The organism is Enterococcus sp. 7E2_DIV0204 (assembly GCF_002140855.1).
GTDB lineage: Bacteria > Bacillota > Bacilli > Lactobacillales > Enterococcaceae > Enterococcus_L > Enterococcus_L lemimoniae.
On the sequence record NZ_NGKY01000001.1, the window covers coordinates 2,302,441 to 2,320,075 of the forward strand.

The 17,635-nt window shown below is 35.1% G+C and carries 15 protein-coding genes; 9 read left to right on the forward strand and 6 right to left on the reverse strand.

The features are described 5' to 3' along the window. Positions 1-126 precede the first annotated feature (126 nt). Both A5819_RS10775 and A5819_RS10780 read right to left on the reverse strand, forming a co-directional pair. The gene (locus A5819_RS10775) at positions 127-387 is read right to left on the reverse strand and encodes a hypothetical protein (protein ID WP_086353049.1); all 261 of its coding nucleotides are present in this window, start codon (positions 385-387) and stop codon (positions 127-129) included. Beyond that, on the reverse strand, positions 351-2,039 hold the full coding sequence (locus A5819_RS10780) for a C40 family peptidase (RefSeq protein WP_086353050.1): 1,689 nt from the start codon (positions 2,037-2,039) through the stop codon (positions 351-353). Before A5819_RS10780 ends, A5819_RS10775 begins: the two co-directional genes overlap by 37 nt. 221 nt (positions 2,040-2,260) lie before the next feature. Between A5819_RS10780 and A5819_RS10785 the strand changes: the two genes are divergently transcribed. The 3 genes from A5819_RS10785 to A5819_RS10795 all read left to right on the forward strand — a co-directional run bounded on the left by A5819_RS10785 (position 2,261) and on the right by A5819_RS10795 (position 5,398). Further along, the gene (locus A5819_RS10785) at positions 2,261-2,449 is read left to right on the forward strand and encodes a hypothetical protein (RefSeq protein ID WP_086278797.1); all 189 of its coding nucleotides are present in this window, start codon (positions 2,261-2,263) and stop codon (positions 2,447-2,449) included. Between the two features lie 182 nt (positions 2,450-2,631). Continuing rightward, the gene (locus A5819_RS10790; protein WP_086278798.1) at positions 2,632-3,777 is read left to right on the forward strand and encodes an AI-2E family transporter; all 1,146 of its coding nucleotides are present in this window, start codon (positions 2,632-2,634) and stop codon (positions 3,775-3,777) included. Between the two features lie 241 nt (positions 3,778-4,018). Further along, positions 4,019-5,398 (forward strand): hemolysin family protein, encoded by a 1,380-nt coding sequence (locus A5819_RS10795; protein WP_086278799.1) that lies wholly within the window; start codon positions 4,019-4,021, stop codon positions 5,396-5,398. Positions 5,399-5,449: 51 nt separating this feature from the next. On the opposite strand, the gene A5819_RS10800 is transcribed toward A5819_RS10795, so the two are convergent. After that, entirely contained in the window at positions 5,450-6,943 is a 1,494-nt protein-coding gene (locus A5819_RS10800) for a helix-turn-helix domain-containing protein (RefSeq protein WP_086278800.1), read from the reverse strand. A gap of 511 nt (positions 6,944-7,454) precedes the next feature. Between A5819_RS10800 and A5819_RS10805 the strand changes: the two genes are divergently transcribed. The 3 genes from A5819_RS10805 to A5819_RS10815 all read left to right on the forward strand — a co-directional run bounded on the left by A5819_RS10805 (position 7,455) and on the right by A5819_RS10815 (position 11,440). Further along, complete coding sequence (locus A5819_RS10805; RefSeq protein ID WP_086279675.1) at positions 7,455-9,032, forward strand: peptide chain release factor 3; 1,578 nt, start codon at positions 7,455-7,457, stop codon at positions 9,030-9,032. A gap of 206 nt (positions 9,033-9,238) precedes the next feature. Next, positions 9,239-9,898, forward strand: coding sequence for a CatB-related O-acetyltransferase (locus A5819_RS10810; protein ID WP_086278801.1), 660 nt, complete (start codon positions 9,239-9,241; stop codon positions 9,896-9,898). 276 nt (positions 9,899-10,174) lie between these two features. Beyond that, positions 10,175-11,440, forward strand: coding sequence for an MFS transporter (locus A5819_RS10815; protein WP_086278802.1), 1,266 nt, complete (start codon positions 10,175-10,177; stop codon positions 11,438-11,440). Between the two features lie 90 nt (positions 11,441-11,530). Here the strand turns inward: A5819_RS10815 and A5819_RS10820 are convergent, their stop codons facing one another. Further along, positions 11,531-11,845, reverse strand: a complete 315-nt coding sequence (locus A5819_RS10820) for a DUF1827 family protein (RefSeq protein WP_086278803.1) — start codon at positions 11,843-11,845, stop codon at positions 11,531-11,533. A gap of 207 nt (positions 11,846-12,052) precedes the next feature. Next, positions 12,053-14,308, reverse strand: coding sequence for an ATP-dependent Clp protease ATP-binding subunit (locus A5819_RS10825; protein WP_176271411.1), 2,256 nt, complete (start codon positions 14,306-14,308; stop codon positions 12,053-12,055). Positions 14,309-14,638: 330 nt separating this feature from the next. Between A5819_RS10825 and A5819_RS10830 the strand changes: the two genes are divergently transcribed. The 3 genes from A5819_RS10830 to ptsP all read left to right on the forward strand — a co-directional run bounded on the left by A5819_RS10830 (position 14,639) and on the right by ptsP (position 16,997). Continuing rightward, entirely contained in the window at positions 14,639-14,830 is a 192-nt protein-coding gene (locus A5819_RS10830) for a hypothetical protein (protein WP_086278805.1), read from the forward strand. Positions 14,831-15,003: 173 nt separating this feature from the next. Further along, positions 15,004-15,270: a phosphocarrier protein HPr gene (locus A5819_RS10835; RefSeq protein ID WP_010765749.1), complete on the forward strand. Its 267-nt coding sequence runs from the start codon at positions 15,004-15,006 to the stop codon at positions 15,268-15,270. Next, complete coding sequence (gene ptsP, locus A5819_RS10840; protein ID WP_086278806.1) at positions 15,270-16,997, forward strand: phosphoenolpyruvate--protein phosphotransferase; 1,728 nt, start codon at positions 15,270-15,272, stop codon at positions 16,995-16,997. The genes A5819_RS10835 and ptsP overlap by 1 nt, the downstream gene beginning before the upstream one ends. A gap of 68 nt (positions 16,998-17,065) precedes the next feature. On the opposite strand, the gene A5819_RS10845 is transcribed toward ptsP, so the two are convergent. Then, on the reverse strand, positions 17,066-17,602 hold the full coding sequence (locus tag A5819_RS10845; protein WP_086278807.1) for a ClbS/DfsB family four-helix bundle protein: 537 nt from the start codon (positions 17,600-17,602) through the stop codon (positions 17,066-17,068). Between the last annotated feature and the right edge of the window lie 33 nt (positions 17,603-17,635).

Genomic DNA, 17,635 nt, shown 5'->3' on the forward strand with positions numbered 1-17,635 from the left:
TGAAATGAATAGTTATCAATTCTTTAATTTTAGCAATATATAGTTAACTGTTAAAAAAGTCACAATATTTTATTGTGACTCCTTGATGGTTTGGATTATTTTTTGAGAGTGGAAAAAATTATTAAATTAATGATTAACAGATACACCTGTTTTGTTAATAAACCCAATCCATTTTTTATTATTATCGTATAAAGAATAATAAACTGTACCTGAAAAGTGATTGTAACGTCCTTGTGCATGGTAAACTTTTTTGTATATATTATTAGTAGTTCCTTTTTTTGAAGAAAAAGTGTTAATATCTCCCCAAATAGTGTAATCTTTTTTTGCAATCGTCACTTGTTCATTATTGCTTATCCAAGCGCCTTGTTTCCCAGCACCTCGTTCCACATCTCTCTTGTTGATGAACCCTTGCCAGATACCTTTACTATCATATAAAGAATAGTAAACTTGTCCCGAAAAGTGATTGTAACGACCTTGAGCATGATAGGTTTTTTGATAAAGACTAGTGGCTGTCTCTTATACACATCTAGATGTGTATAAGAGACAGTACCTTTACTATCATATAAAGAATAGTAAACTTGTCCCGAAAAGTGATTGTAACGACCTTGAGCATGATAGGTTTTTTGATAAAGACTAGTGGTACTGCCTTTTACGGAAGAAAAATCATCAATGTTGCTCCAAATAGTACCGCCTTTTTTTATAACGGTGACGAAGTCATCATTTTTCATCCAAGCGCCTTGTTTCCCAGCACCTCGCTCCACATCTCTTTTGTTAATAAAACCTTGCCAAGCGCCATTACTGTCATATAAAGAATAATAAACTTGTCCCGAAAAGTGATTGTAACGACCTTGAGCATGATAGGTTTTTTGATAAAGACTAGTTGTACTACCTTTTACGGAAGAAAAATCATCAATATTGCCCCAAATAGTACCGCCATTTTTTGTAACGGTGACAAAGTCATCATTTTTCATCCAAGCGCCTTGTTTCCCAGCGCCTTTTTCTACGGCCTTGGAATTGACATAGCCTTGCCAAGTTCCATTGCTGTCATATAAAGAAAAATAAGTGATACCGTTTGAATGGTTATATTTTACTTTAGCTTGGTAGGTGTTATTAAGTATTTTGTCGGAAGTAGTCTTTATTGACCAGTCAAATGAATTATAGATATCGTATCCTTTTTTAGTGATGGTGACATACGAGCCATCATTAATAGGTTCTCCTTGAGCGACAGGATCTGATAAGTTCATTTTTAAGGCAAAGCTAGGTGGAAATTCTGACCACCAAATCTGAGATACTTCAACATTAGTATCATAGTTTGGAGCATGAATATATTGTCCATTACCAATGTAAAGTGCTACGTGATAGGTAGCACCAGTATTTCCCCAAAAAAGAAGATCCCCTGGTTGTAATTGCGAAATCGTTGCTTTAGAGATAGATACTTTTGTTCCTGATTTTTCTTGTGGTACAGTCCAATCACCAATATTTTTCCCCGTTACTTGTAAAAATACATAGCGAGTCAGTCCAGAACAATCAAACTTGTTCGGTCCTAATCGATCAGGATGTTTTTGTGTATAAGGTTTTCCTAAATGCTTTTTTGCTTCTGCTACAATTTGATCTCTTTGGGTTCCTGCACTAAAAGCGCGGGCAGCGGGCAGATCAGATTGAGTAGGAGTCAATTTTTTCAACGTTTCAATGAATGATTTATATTCTTCAAATGACATAACACTACTTCTGTAATCTGCTTCAAATTGTTTTCTTAATTCCTCTTCATCGTCAGTAACAGGAACTGGACTGGTTTGTTCAACATTATTAATCTGATTAGTTTCATCAGCGCTACTAATTACTGTTTCTTTTGTGCTAGAAGAACTACTAGCAGTTTCCATTGTGTTTCCTGTAGTTGAATCTTTCGATAGGGTAGTACTTTCAGAAATTTCGGTTGATGTTTGCTCAGCTGAAACAGTTTCTGTGAAAATTGCTGTGCTAGTTGATAATGAGATAAAAGTGATCGCCAACATAAGATACATATTATTTTTTATAAACATAAAAAAAACTCCTTTTTCGTTTGTGGAATTAATATCATTATACCATACCCTTTTATCTGTATGTGCTGTTCTCTTTTTGAAAGAGAATTGACAATTCTGTTATATTGATTATATCTAAAAAAAGATAGTAGGATTTTAAGAGAAATTGATGTATAACTTTTGTAAAAATAATAACAGCGGTGTACAGTAGAAATAACAAAAAAAGAAAGGTTGTGGGCGTCATGAATCCAGATGAAATTGTGCAAAAAGTCAAAGAGTTGATTGGTGAAGGAAATTTTGAAAAGGCTAAGCAATTCCTTGAAGAACACAAAGATGATATTGGTGAACAATATGAAAAAATTAAAGGAATGATCCCTGATGTTGATGCAGGAGGACTAGCCGATAAGGTCAAAGGCTTCTTTAAAAAATAACCAAATCAAACAATCACTAGAAACATCCGGACAGCTAATTTGGCGGATGTTTTTTTATATAAGTTCAATCGGCATTTTAGAAAGCAAACTAGTACAGAAAAATAGTGCTATCCTATTTAGTAACAATTATGCTAAAATCTATTAACAAGCAATCATTTTTTATTGATAAAGGAGGATCCTCTTTGTTTGAAAAATTAAGACAATCAAAGTTATTTTTTTGGTCGGCAGAGTTATTAGTCATCGTCACGTTGATTTTTGTTTCATCAAAGATCAATTTTATTTTTACGCCGATAGGGACATTTTTTTCAACCTTATTCGCACCAGTTTTGGTAGCCGGATTTTTGTATTATATTTTAAATCCAATCGTCAATTTATTGATGAAAACCAAAATGAAACGAATCTTTGCGATTTTGATCGTATTTTTACTATTGATCATAGCACTTGTATTGCTTTTAGTTAGTGTGATTCCTAGCCTGATTTCCCAATTATCTAGTTTAGCTTCTAATATGCCAGATGTTTTTAAAAGCGTGGAGGCATGGGTGTATCAAATGGCGGAGTTACCGATTTTTAAAGATTTTGATTTAACGAAATATATTGAGCAGTTAGATATTTCATATGGTAACATTATTCAACAGTTTATTAGTGGATTGTCTAGTAGCTTAGGCTCGATTGTATCAACCGTTGCATCGACCACAATCATTATTGTTACTGCGCCATTTATTCTGTTTTATATGTTAAAAGATGGGGATCGGATGGTCCCAGGAATCAAACGTTTTTTACCTAAAAAGCGTCAGAATGACATTGTTGAGTTGTTAGGAAAATTAAATAAAACATTATCAAGTTATATTAGTGGTCAGGCAATTGAATGTTTATTCGTAGCCACCTTTACTGTTATCGGTTACTCATTAATCGGTGTTCGATATGCATTTTTATTTGGTGTGATTGCTGGTATAACCAATTTGATTCCTTATTTAGGACCATATATCGGACTGGCTCCAGCGGTTTTTGTGACCGTTTTTGATGAACCTTTTAAAGCCTTACTATGTTGTTTGGTTGTATTGATCGTCCAACAAATCGACGGGAATATTATCTATCCAAACGTAATCGGTAAATCATTGCAAATCCATCCATTGACAATTATTCTTATTTTACTAGTTGCTGGGAATATCGCTGGACTTTTAGGGATATTCTTAGCAGTACCGTTTTACGCAGTGTGTAAAACAATCGTTGTCCATATTTTTCAAATGTTTCATCAGAATAAACTAGACGAACAACCAATCCTTGAGTTGCCTGACGAAATAAATTCGCCAGAAAGTAAGGAAAAATAGTTGCTGAATATTGAAATCAGCTCGTGTTTGTGATAGGATTTTAACGTGACTACCTCATGTAGTCACGTTTTTTTAAAACAAAGAAAGCAACCCTTTCTAGATTTGGGATTTGTTTGAAATACGAACTAAATTTTTGAAAAAAATAGTACGAATAAGATAACAAAAATCTGTTCATGGCGTCTATTTTTATTGAATTAGCTCGTTTAGTCATTCCCGCAGACATTTAAGGAGAGAAAACATTATGAATAATGCTGACCCCGAGAGTCAGTCGCTTATCGCGCAAATTTTATTGTTGGTCGTTTTAACGTTGATCAACGCTTTTCTTGCAGCATCAGAAATCGCGGTAGTTTCTGTAAATAAGAATCGTGTCGAACAAAAAGCTGAAGAAGGCGATGCAAAGGCTAAGAAATTACTGAAAGTCTTACAAGACCCGACAAGCTTTTTATCAACAATCCAAGTTGGTATTACGTTAGTCAATATTTTATCTGGGGCCTCGTTAGCTGACTCATTATCAGCAAAATTAGCACCAGTACTTGGTGGCGGTGCTGCTGCAAAAAATATTGCGAATATTATTATTTTAGCTTTATTGACCTATGTATCGATCGTTTTTGGTGAGTTGTATCCAAAACGAATTGCAATGAATAAATCAGAAGAAGTAGCGCAAGCTACATCAGGGTTCGTACGTGTAATAGGTGTTGTTGCTAAACCATTCGTATGGTTATTGTCAGCTTCAACAGATTTACTTTCAAAGCTTACACCAATGAAATTTGACGATGCTGATTCAAAAATGACCCGTGATGAAATGCGCTATATGCTGGAATCAGAAGGTGTTTTAGATAATGATGAGTTGGAAATGCTTCAAGGAGTATTCTCTTTAGATACTAAAGTTGCCCGTGAAGTCATGGTACCACGAACAGATGCATTTATGATTGATATTGAAGATGATATTCAAAAAAATATTGATGCAGTATTATCAGAGAATTATTCGAGAATTCCTGTTTATAACGAAGATAAAGATAAAATTGTGGGTGTCCTTCATACTAAAAACTTATTAAAAGCAGCCCATAAATTTGGTTTTGACAATATTCAATTAAAAAATATTATCCAAGAACCGCTTTTTGTCCCAGAAACGATTTTTATCGATGATTTATTATATGAACTAAAAAGAACCCAAAACCAAATGGCTATTTTATTAGATGAATATGGTGGCGTTGTTGGTTTGGCAACATTAGAAGATTTATTAGAAGAAATTGTTGGAGAAATCGATGATGAGACAGATGAAGTCGAAAACTTATATGCAAAAATCAATGAACATGAGTATTTAGTTCAAGGTAGAATGCTGATTGATGAGTTCAATGAGGCCTTTGGAACCGACTTGCACATGAGTGATGTGGATACAATGGCTGGTTATCTGATCACAGCCTTAGGGACGATTCCAGATGAAGGAGAGAAGCTTTCATTTGATGTTGGCAACCTTACTTTAACATCTGAAGAAATGGAAGGAACGAGAGTTTTAGCGTTAAAAGTTGTCTTCCATGATGAAGATGTTGTTGATGAAGAACCAGAAGAAAATCGTCGTTTTTTCCGTAAAGAATTAGAGGATGACGAACCAAGAAGATAAAAATAAAAGAGAAGGAACAGAAATAGCCTAGCTATTTTTGCTCCTTCTTTTTTAGTACGTTGGATCAATACCTTTTTGATTATGGACTGCTTTAATTGCTTGATAAAGACCGATGTATTGTTCGTCATTATCGGCTGAAAAGCGAAAGACAAAAGCAGGTACACGACATTCTTCTGGTATTAAATAGGAGGAAGTAGCCACAACAAAGTCAAACGAAGAAAACTTCCCATGACTATAAGCGACTAATTGCACAAAAGGTAATTCCTCTATAAACTGTGTTAAAGGCTGAATAAGTAGATAATTAGATTCTGCAATCAACGCAATACGGACAATCTTATTGACTCGGTAAGATTCATAAAGAGGAACTAGTAAAGCGGCTAACGTATCTGATAGTTGTTCAATATTCTCTTTAAGCCAACCAAAGTTCTTTCTTTTCGTAATCTTATGAAATAAAGCTTTAAAATGGGTCAATAACTGATAATAATATTCATTTTTGGAGTATGAAGAATGATTGATCAGGTGAAACAATGTTGGAAATGGTTTTTCGCTGATTGTGGTCGAAAAAATAATATTTGCTATATTTCCAAATAGGATAGGAGCATCTTCCCATGAAAAGTCACTGGGCATAAATTCCTCCTTAAATACAGCACAAAATTCTTCTAGCAATTTAGTAGCAGAATTTGTTTGATTTTTTAAATAATCAGACAATAAGGTTAGACGATGATCATTATTTCTAAAAAAATTTGGTGTAGCAATCAATAAATAAGCAGCATATTGGGCTTCTGCTTCCAAGATGTTTGTCTCTTTGATCAAATCACCAAAGAAAATTTTTGCATAAGCTGGGCTCGTTGGAATGTAAGGAGCAATCGTCGTTTTTTCTGTCACTAGGTGACCAGATTTGACTCGTAGATAAATAATATCTAAGATCAATGTGATTTGTTTGTCCGCCGAGTAACTAAAGCTATCTGGAAAATAAGGACTGATCACTTTGGTTATTTCTATATAATCAATGGGATTATTATCTATTTTAGGTAAATTTGTTCCTTGAGATGCCAGCCAAATCAGTGTGTATAATGTAATTCTAATGATACGTTCATCACCATAAAGAGATAGTTTAGAAGTGTTCAGTTTAATGTTGAATTGTTTAAAATAATCACTTAATAGTTTGGATTTTCGAACAACAGTAGTTCTACTCTGATAATGTTTTTGACAAAATTTAGTAAGATTGTCATTGGGATAAAAAAGGATAGAAATTAGTAACTGATAAGGAATACTTTGAGTAATCAAGTATTGATAGTAGTTATCATATTTAATCTTTTGATTATAACGAACACCATCTACTTGAAGAATCTTCACCTCTTCGCCAGTAATCTTAGATAGGTCTTGTTGAATTAATTCCAGCAGATAAACTACACGGCTATAAGAATAATCAAGTCTTTTTTCAAAAAAGTTAATACTATACTGCTGATTAGAAAAAGTAGCCAACAATTTAAAAAGTGTCAGTTTTCGTTTAGCAGTATCTTCCAACATCATTGCTGCTAACATTTTTTCCTCCTTAAAATAAATTTGTCAATAAAGTAAAAGGTATGGACCTAATTTGAATAATTCGTAAAAAAAGAAATAATATAATAACGCTTTTAATGATAAATATGTTGAAATATAAGCTATTTGGTTTTAATAAATAACGATAATAAGCTGAAAATAACTGAGTTAGTCTGAAATTTTAGACATTTGCACATTTGAATAGCTAACTTTATACTTAATTTAGTTAAGTGTAAAGCAATTCTTATGAAGCAATGCTAGCTTTTTAGCAAAATTATTATTAAGATCAATTTCTTCCCCAATTAATAGAGATCAAGACAAAATTCGTTGAGTTTTGTTTTGGTCTCTTCGATTTTTTTTTTGAAACTTAGCTAAAGACTTTGAAAACTACGGTAATTCCATGATATACTACACTAGTTGAATAATAAAGAGTAGGGAGAATTTTCCGATGTAGAGATCCTTTAAATAAATAATGACTTTTTTCTTAGAAAATAATAATAGATTGGAGCAACAAATGAATAATCCACATTTAAAAGAACAAGTAGATAGCCGCCGTACCTTTGCGATTATTTCCCATCCGGATGCTGGTAAAACAACGATCACAGAACAGCTTTTACTTTTTGGAGGAGCGATCCGTCAAGCTGGAACGGTTAAAGGGAAGAAAACAGGGAATTTTGCAAAATCCGACTGGATGGAAATTGAAAAACAAAGAGGAATTTCTGTAACAAGTTCTGTTATGCAATTTGATTATGATGGAAAACGTGTCAATATTTTAGATACACCTGGACACGAAGATTTTTCAGAAGATACGTACCGAACTTTGATGGCTGTCGATAGTGCCGTCATGGTAATCGATAGCGCCAAAGGGATCGAGGCACAAACAAAGAAATTATTCCAAGTTGTTAAAAAACGAGGAATTCCGATTTTTACATTTATCAATAAATTAGATAGAGATGGTCGTGAACCGTTAGAGTTACTTGAAGAATTAGAAGAATTGTTAGATATTGAATCTTACCCAATGAATTGGCCAATCGGTATGGGAAAAGGGCTGCATGGGTTATATGATATCTACAACAAACGTGTAGAAGTTTATCGACCTGAAAATAATAATGGTGAACGCTTTATTCCATTAGTGGATGGTGATATTCCAAGTGATTTGCCATTACACCAAGACAGTGTTTATAGACAAGTATTGGAAGAAGTTGAGCTATTAGTTGAAGCAGGCGATGAATTTGATACGGAGAAAATCGCACGTGGGGATCAAACACCAGTCTTCTTTGGTTCTGCCTTAACCAATTTTGGGGTACAAACAATGTTGGAAACATTCTTACAGTTTGCTCCTTCACCATATGGTCATAAAACAGAAGAGGGACAAGAAGTTAGCCCTTATGAAGAAGAATTTTCTGGCTTTGTGTTTAAGATCCAGGCCAACATGAATCCTGCTCACCGAGATCGTATTGCTTTTGTCCGGATTTGTTCAGGCACATTTGAGCGGGGCATGGACGTTATTCTTGGTAGAACAGGTAAGAAAATCAAGTTAAGTAATGTAACACAATTTATGGCTGATGCCAGAGAAAATGTTGAGGAAGCCGTAGCTGGAGATATTATTGGAATTTATGATACCGGTAATTACCAAATCGGTGATACATTGTACGAAGGAAAATTAAAAGTTCAGTATGAAGAACTACCATCATTTACACCAGAACTATTTATGAAAGTCAGTGCCAAAAATGTGATGAAACAAAAATCATTCCACAAAGGCATTTACCAATTGGTTCAAGAAGGTGCGATCCAATTGTACAAAACTTATTTAACTGAAGAATATATCATCGGAGCAGTTGGACAATTACAATTTGAAGTGTTCCAACATCGTATGCTGAATGAATATAATGCAGAAGTAATCATGACACCGATGGGTTCAAAAATCGCTCGTTGGATCGATCCAGCTGATTTAGATGAACGCATGAGTTCTAGCCGAAACATCTTAGCTCGTGACCGTTTTGATCAACCGTTATTCTTATTTGAAAATCAGTTTGCGATGCGTTGGTTTGCAGATAAGTATCCAGACGTTGAATTGAAGAGTTTGATGTAAGCGAATATTAGTGAACGTTCTTATCAATGTTAAATTGATGGGAACGTTCTTTTTAGTATTTGACATTAAAGAGACATAACCATATAATCAATTTCATTATTGGAGTGATAAATATGAGTCGTCGTTTAAGACAATTAAAAAATGTTTCAGTGGTAGTAAGCTTCTAAGTCAAAAGAAAAATCAAACTTAGAAGCGAGGAAGAAAAAATGACAAATAATCACAATTTTGAAAAGTGGTCAGACACAATGTTCTTAAAGGATTTGGTGACAAATCCTTTGATTGAAGTAGGCAAATGTTCTTATTACTCTGGCTATTATGGCAGTCAAGAGTTCGAGAATGGTTGTGTTCGTTATTTATGGGGAGATCCATTGACAAGAGCAGCTTTCGATCCTATCAAAGAGATGGGCTGGCATTTAGATAAATTGATTATTGGAAATTATGTATGTATTGCAGCAGGGGCTACGATTTTAATGGGTGGTAATCACAATCATCATCCAGACTGGATCACTGTATATCCTTTTGCTAGCCATGTAGAGAAATCTTATGAACCAAAAGGGGACACAGTAATTAAAAGTGATGCGTGGATCGGGATGAATGCGATGATCATGCCAGGTGTTACAATTGGTGAAGGTGCCGTGATTGCAGCTGGTTCTATGGTTGTTAAAGATGTTCCGCCATATACGATTGTCGGCGGTAATCCAGCGAGAGTGATCAAACAGAGATTTTCAGATGAGGAAATTAAATTACTTTTAGAACTGAGATGGTTTGATTGGACGATAGAACAAGTGGAGTCAGCAAAAGATATTTTGATGAGTGATTCTATCAAAGAGCTGTATACGTATTATAAAAGATATATTTTAAAGTAGAGACCGAAAAAAAGTGTTTACCGTAATTTCAGCTTATTACGAAAAAGTTGCGACTATTCTTATCTTTTACTGGAATATAAAACGTTTAAGGAATAACCTCATGAGGTTATTCCTTAAACGTTTTTGTGTCTCTATATTAAATTTAATTCCAGTCTAAGATAGGGCGATAGTCTTAGTGAATACAAGACTTTAGCCTGAGTGTTGTATAAAGTCAGAATGGTAAACTTAGGTATCAAGGTATTTTAGCTTGATAAATAAGGTAGATAGGGAGAAAAAATGATGGGGAAAGTGAATAAAAATATTTTGTATTTGGTATTGGGACAGGTTATATCAGTTTTCGGCGGAGCGATTTTACGATTTGCTTTATCGCTTTATGTATTGGATAAAACAGGAAGGGCGGATATATTTGCGACGATTCTTGCCATTTCCAGTATTCCAGTCTTGTTTGCTCCGATTGGTGGAGCGATCGCAGATCGATTTGATCGTCGTTTGTTAATGGTTTTAATGGATATTACGAATGCAGTGTTAGCTGTAATATTATTTTTTATTTTAGGCTTGACTGATTCAATCGTCATGATTGGTTTGCTGTTATTTTTACTATCAATTGTTGGTAGTTTTGATACACCCGTAGTAACTGCTAGTATCCCTCTATTAGTAAAAAAGGACCAATTGGAGCAAATAAATGGGTTGGTTAATGCTGTTTTATCCATGTCAAATGTAGTTGCCCCTATTATTGGCGGTATTTTATATAGTATATTAGGTGCTCAAAAATTGATTGTAGGAAGTGCTGTATTTTTTATTCTAGCAGCAATTATAGAAACTTTTTTACGGATTCCTTTTGAAAAGCGACCAATGGAGTCTGGTGTTTTAAGTACATTAACAGGTGATTTAAAGGATGGTTTTAGAGAAGTTCGTAATAATCGAATTATTTTCAATTCTATTTTGATTGCGGCACTTATCAACTTTACGTTATCGGCCTTTTTTATTGTAGGGGTTCCCATTGTATTAAGAGTTGTTTTACAAGCAAGTGATACAGTTTATGGGATTGGGTTATCAGTAATTAGTTTATCAACAATTCTTGGAGCGATTTTTACTGGGGTTTTCACAAAGAAATTACGAATAAATAATCTTTATAAAATGTTTACGCTATCTGGTCTATTATTGATTTTAATGAACGTTGGTTTAATGTTTGCAGGAAATCCTATGGGAAATATGATCGGCTTTGCAGTATTTATCATAACTGGAATTCCAATTGGAATGATGATGAGCCTTATTTCTATTTACTTGATTTCCATGGTTCAAAGAATAACACCAAAAGAAAATATTGGTAAAATAATGGCCACGATTATGGCTGTTTCACAATGTGCAGTTCCAGTTGGTCAAATCATAATTGGTTTCTTGTTTAAAACGACTACGACGAATGTGTTTTTTCAGGTGATGATCGTTGCAGTGTCAGTGTTATTAGTTTCAGGACTATGCTGGTATCTATTTAAAAATTCAACAGATGCTGAAATCGGTGAGGTAAGTTACAGTAAGGAGTAAAAAGAGGACAGAAGTGTTTAATTAAAAGAAATAAGAAGAGCGAAATAAAACGATAGTCCGTTTTATTTCGCTCTTTTGTATTGAATTTATCTAACTTTCAACAAGGTTAGAAGTCATCGGAATCGAAATTTCAATAACATCTTTTAGTTCAATGATCGAAATTTGATTACGGTCATATTTTTCTTTTGGTATCCGTTTTAAAACGTAAGTCAGAATTTCATTGATTTCTGTTTTACGAACGGCACGTTTTTTATTTACGATCAATATTTCAGCATGTTGAGCAGCTTCTGTATAAACGACGGTCGTGTTACCCGCTGAATAAACTTTAACAAAGTATGCATCGGTATTTTCTAGTTGTTTATTGACTAACTGTTTGTAGCTGTTGGTTACATTGACTAATTTCATTTTTTTCACCTCAATTTAAGTAATTATTTTTTATGATAATAATAAAAAACAGAGTATTCACAGATTTAATAGAGTTGGAATAATCTTTCTTAAAATTTGATATAAATTTCACTCACTCTTATTATAAATTTTTTTAACCGAAATAAAAAGAAATTTGTCTCAAAAAACACAAAAAAGTCAATCAGTTTGCCTGATTGACTTCACTTTTTATTCTTTTTCTAGAGTTGCTTCGCTGGTATCACTAGGATCTATCGTAATTTCTCCTGTAACAATGATTTTTCCATCGTCATCTAGCTTAGCAACTAATTGATGTTCTTCTGGATGGTCTAAGAAGTATTCAGCAATGCCATCTTCGATTTGTTCTTGAATGGTTCGACGCAATGGACGAGCACCCATCGAAGGATCATAGCCTAGATCGACTAATTTTTCTTTGACATCCGTTGGAACTTCAATCTGGATTTTTTGATGAGCAAGTAAACCGTTGACTTCATCTAACATCAAGCTAACAATATTCATCAAGTTTTCTTTACTTAAGGCTTTGAATTCAATGATACCGTCAAAACGATTCAAGAATTCTGGTGTGAAGAAATTATTCAACTGCCCTAAAACAGATTTTGTAAGCCCCTCACGAGCAGCACCGAAGCCGACATTGGCCTCTACATTACCTGTACCAGCATTACTTGTCATAATAATGATTGTATCTTTAAAACTAACAGTTCTACCTTGAGCATCCGTCAAACGTCCATCATCAAGAATTTGCAAGAACATGTGCAATACATCTGGATGAGCTTTTTCAATTTCATCAAGTAAAATCAAACTGTATGGATTACGGCGAACTTTTTCTGTTAATTGTCCAGCTTCGTCATAACCAACATAACCTGGAGGTGAACCGATTAATTTAGAGACACTATGTTTTTCCATGTATTCACTCATGTCAAAACGGATCATAGAATCTTCCGAACCAAATAGTTCGTATGCTAATTGTTTGGCTAATTCTGTTTTACCAACACCAGTTGGTCCTACAAATAGGAAAGAACCAATCGGACGATTTTGTTTTCCTAAGCCAACGCGATTTCGGCGAATAGCTTTGGATACTTTATCAACTGCATCGTCTTGCCCAACGACATGAGCTTTTAGGTCGACCGCTAGATTTTTCAACTGTGTTTGTTCTTTTTCTTTTAAATCACCGACAGGAATGCCTGTTTTTTGTTCAACGATGGCCTCGATATTTTTCTCACCAATTACTGGCGTTTCTTCATCGCTGATTTGTTTTTCTTTCATTGCTTGCAGCTTATTGATTTGATCACGGTAATAGGCCGCTTTTTCGAAATCTTCTTCAGCAGAGGCTTGTTGTTTTTGTTGCTCAGCATCTGCAAGTTTCATTTCAATCGTTTTAGGATCGACAATTTGGATCGTCAAGTTCATTTTAGAGCCAGATTCATCTAAAAGATCAATTGCTTTGTCAGGCAAGAAACGATCTTGGATATAACGATTGGATAAAGTTGCAGCGGCTTTGATTGCTTCATCAGTGTATTTTACATGATGATAATCTTCATAGCGTTTTTGCAACCCTTTAAGAATAGCAATCGTTTCGTCGACAGTTGGTTCATCTACACGGACTGGTTGCATCCGACGTTCTAAAGCAGCATCTTTTTCGATGATACGATATTCATTTAATGTCGTTGCACCAACCATTTGCAACTCACCACGAGCGAGTGCTGGTTTTAAAATATTTCCAGCATCCATATTGCCGTCACCAGCAGCACCAGCGCCAACGATTTCATGTACTTCATCAATGAATAAAATGATGTTTTCTGCTTGCTTGATTTCTTCGATCAATTTTTGCATACGTTCTTCAAATTGACCGCGAATACCTGTTCCTTGAACTAATGAAACAACATCTAAACGAATGACTTCTTTGTCTAATAGTTTTTGCGGAACATCACCATCCACAATTTTTTGTGCTAATCCTTCAACGACTGCTGTCTTACCAACACCAGGTTCGCCAATCAAGACAGGGTTATTTTTCGTACGTCGATTTAAGATCTCAATCACACGTTTGATTTCTTCATCACGACCGACAACTGGATCAACATCACCATTTCTAGCGGCTTGTGTGATATTGATGCCGTATTCACCTAGTAAGCCATTCGATTGTCCAGCACCACCTCTAGGGGGCTGACCACCGTTAAAGCCGTTACCATCGCCAAATTGGGTCGGCGGAGTTTGACCATTAGGGTTTCCTTGTTGTTCTTGCATTTGACGTGATAAAGAGCGGTATAAATCATCTAAGCTTCCAAAACCAAATGGATCTTGTTGAGACATTGTTGGTTGAGTATCATTTGCTTGTGCTTTTAATTTTTGATAGCAACTTTGGCAATAGTCCAGTTGTTTTCTTTGACCATTAACATTTGCATATAAGTGGATCGTTGCTGGATTTTGTTGACAATTTTGACAAATCATAGGATAAAACACGTCCTTTCAAAATAAGACTGATTTTGTATCAAAGTCCTCTAGAAAAGGTCAAATAGTTCGCTGACCATTTTTGACCTTTGAAATTATTATAGCATCTTTTTAGTAAGAATCAAGCAATTGAACTCTAAATTGAGTCGATAAATAGCACAGTCAAACAAAGTGAGTGAGACGTTTAATTTACTTAAATAAAAATTATTATATTTTTCTAAAGTTGTCTAAGTTTATTTATATAATGAATAAGTATAATTTAGACAATTATCTTTTTTTGTCATACAATACCTAGAGGATAAAAATAAAAGTGAAAGCTGTGATCGATCAATGTATGAAAATCCATTTGAAGAACAAATCAATGCCTTAAAAGAAGGCACTATTTCTGAATTAGTGATAGAACCGCAAGACTTTACAGCCTTTAGAGAAGTTTGGAAAAATTTACCAGATCGAATGTCTTTTGTCGGGGAAGCTGGATTAAATGGACGAATTATATATCGTTATATGAAGGAAGAAAATTAATTGATGCTTTCAATCGATAAAAAATAGGTGAAAAGTGTTGTATCTACTCACAAAAAATGGTAATCTTAAAAATTGAAAGGGCATTTTCTCGATTCTAGTTTCACTTGAAACGTGTCAAGAAAGGAAAACCCTAACATAAAAAAATATTTTACTTACGAAGGAGACCGATTCATATGGAAAAGAAAGATTTTCACATCGTAGCAGAAACAGGGATTCACGCTCGTCCAGCTACATTATTAGTACAAACTGCAAGTAAATTCAACTCAGATATCAACTTAGAATACAAAGGTAAATCTGTTAACCTTAAATCAATCATGGGCGTTATGTCTCTAGGCGTTGGCCAAGGTTCAGACGTAACTATCTCAGTTGACGGTGTTGACGAAGCTGATGCATTAGCAGCAATCGTAGACACAATGAAAAAAGAAGGATTGTCAGAATAATGTCTGAAATGCTAAAAGGAATTGCCGCAAGTGATGGTGTCGCTATTGCTAAAGCTTACCTGTTAGTTCAACCTGATTTATCTTTCGACAAAAAATCTGTAGATGATACATCTGCTGAAGAAGGTCGTTTGGATGCTGCCTTGGCAAAATCTACGACTGAGTTGCAAGCAATCAGAGAAAAAGCAGCGCAAAGCCTTGGTGAAGAAGAAGCACAAGTATTTGACGCACATTTAATGGTTTTAGCTGACCCAGAAATGATTGGTCAAATCAAACAAAACATTCAAGATAACAAAGTAAATGCTGAATCAGCATTAAAAGAAGTGACTGATATGTATATCGGTATGTTCGAAGCAATGGATGACAATGCCTACATGCAAGAACGTGCAGCAGATATTCGTGACGTTGCAAAACGTATTTTAGCTCACTTACTAGGTGTAACGCTTCCTAATCCTTCAATGATTAACGAAGAAGTTGTTGTGGTTGCCCATGACTTAACACCAAGTGATACTGCTCAATTGGACCGTACGTATGTAAAAGCATTCGTTACAGATATTGGCGGACGTACATCACATTCAGCGATCATGGCTCGCTCTCTTGAAATTCCTGCAATCGTAGGAACAAAAGAAATCACTGCCAAAGTCAAAGAAGGCGATATTTTAGCGGTTAACGGAATCGATGGCGATGTTATCGTTCACCCAACTGATGCTGAAAAAGCTGAATTTGAAGCAAAAGGCAAAGAGTATGCTGATCTTAAAGTTGAATGGGAAAAACTAAAAAATGCTGAAACAGTAACTGCTGATGGTAAACACATCGAGCTCGCTGCAAACATTGGTACTCCTAAAGATTTAGAAGGCGTACACAACAATGGTGCTGAAGCTGTTGGTTTATATCGTACAGAATTCCTTTACATGGATTCTCCAGATTTCCCAACAGAAGATGAACAATATACAGCTTATACTGCAGTACTTGAAGGCATGAACGGCAAACCTGTCGTGGTTCGTACAATGGATATCGGTGGAGATAAAGAATTACCTTATCTTCAATTACCGCATGAAATGAACCCATTCTTAGGCTACCGTGCATTACGTATCAGCTTGTCTGAACGTGGCGACGAAATGTTCCGTACACAAATGCGCGCATTATTACGTGCTTCTGTTCACGGTAACTTACGTATCATGTTCCCGATGGTTGCAACGTTAAAAGAGTTTAGAGCAGCGAAGAAAATCTTTGAAGAAGAAAAAGCAAAATTAGTTTCTGAAGGAACAAAAGTTTCTGATACGATTCAGGTCGGTATCATGATCGAAATTCCTGCAGCAGCTGTAATTGCGGATAAATTCGCCAAAGAGGTTGATTTCTTCAGTATTGGAACAAATGATTTGATTCAATACACAATGGCAGCAGACCGTATGAACGAACGTGTTTCTTACTTGTACCAGCCATATAACCCATCAATCTTACGTTTGATCAAAAACGTAATTGACGCATCTCATGCTGAAGGTAAATGGACTGGTATGTGTGGAGAAATGGGTGGCGATCAAATGGCTGTACCATTATTGGTAGGAATGGGGTTAGATGAGTTCTCAATGAGTGCGACATCTATTCTTCAAACTCGTAGCTTAATGAAACGTCTAGACACTAAGAAAATGGCTGAACTTGCGGATCGTGCGTTGAATGACTGCGATACAATGGAAGAAGTTATTGACTTGGTTAAGGATTATACAAAATAAGAATTTAAAGCTTCTGTTGTTTAGAAATATTTCTAAACAACAGAAGCTTTTTTTGTATGAGAATTCTTTTATGATTTGATATGCTGCTTGATCTTTTTTATTGCCCATTCGTAGTGACTGGAAGTTGCGGAAACACAGTAGCTTCCTAGTGTAGATGTTCCAGTCCAAGGCAACGCATTTTTAGCGAATAATTCTTCATTTGTGAATGTCTCAATCATTTTTAACACCTCAGCATGGCTATTTTTTAGAAGCTCCTTTGCCTCATTCAGGGAGGTATTTTGGTGCTCTTCTATAAATTCTTCATTGAGTTTACCATAAGTTCGCCAATTATAGGGAGCGGGTATGAAAGGCTTTGCTTCACCGTTTTGATTAGAGTCTACCCAATTTAAAAGCAATTGATGCCATTCATATAAATGAATCAGCACATCCCGCAAATTCTTATCACGTTTCCAGTGAGCTTCCTTTCTTTTTTCCAAAAAGGTTTCACTAAAGACAAATGATGCACTCTGTTTCTCAGCAGACATAGAATCAATCAGCTGCCATAATTTTGAAAACTGTTCGTCTGCTGTTGTGATCAAGTCTATTTTAGTTGTAGGTCTGGGCATAATATACACTCTCCTTTGCATTTATACTTTCAT

What these genes read in the sequence shown, in the direction of transcription:
- A5819_RS10815 (WP_086278802.1), top strand. Translation starts at nt 10,175, where the DNA reads ATGATGGGGAAAGTGAATAAAAATATTTTGTATTTGGTATTGGGACAG.
- A5819_RS10795 (WP_086278799.1), top strand. Translation starts at nt 4,019, where the DNA reads ATGAATAATGCTGACCCCGAGAGTCAGTCGCTTATCGCGCAAATTTTA.
- ptsP (WP_086278806.1), top strand. Translation starts at nt 15,270, where the DNA reads ATGTCTGAAATGCTAAAAGGAATTGCCGCAAGTGATGGTGTCGCTATT.
- A5819_RS10785 (WP_086278797.1), top strand. Translation starts at nt 2,261, where the DNA reads ATGAATCCAGATGAAATTGTGCAAAAAGTCAAAGAGTTGATTGGTGAA.
- A5819_RS10830 (WP_086278805.1), top strand. Translation starts at nt 14,639, where the DNA reads ATGTATGAAAATCCATTTGAAGAACAAATCAATGCCTTAAAAGAAGGC.
- A5819_RS10845 (WP_086278807.1), bottom strand. Translation starts at nt 17,602, where the DNA reads ATGCCCAGACCTACAACTAAAATAGACTTGATCACAACAGCAGACGAA.
- A5819_RS10825 (WP_176271411.1), bottom strand. Translation starts at nt 14,308, where the DNA reads ATGATTTGTCAAAATTGTCAACAAAATCCAGCAACGATCCACTTATAT.
- A5819_RS10810 (WP_086278801.1), top strand. Translation starts at nt 9,239, where the DNA reads ATGACAAATAATCACAATTTTGAAAAGTGGTCAGACACAATGTTCTTA.
- A5819_RS10835 (WP_010765749.1), top strand. Translation starts at nt 15,004, where the DNA reads ATGGAAAAGAAAGATTTTCACATCGTAGCAGAAACAGGGATTCACGCT.
- A5819_RS10820 (WP_086278803.1), bottom strand. Translation starts at nt 11,845, where the DNA reads ATGAAATTAGTCAATGTAACCAACAGCTACAAACAGTTAGTCAATAAA.
- A5819_RS10780 (WP_086353050.1), bottom strand. Translation starts at nt 2,039, where the DNA reads ATGTTTATAAAAAATAATATGTATCTTATGTTGGCGATCACTTTTATC.
- A5819_RS10805 (WP_086279675.1), top strand. Translation starts at nt 7,455, where the DNA reads ATGAATAATCCACATTTAAAAGAACAAGTAGATAGCCGCCGTACCTTT.
- A5819_RS10800 (WP_086278800.1), bottom strand. Translation starts at nt 6,943, where the DNA reads ATGTTAGCAGCAATGATGTTGGAAGATACTGCTAAACGAAAACTGACA.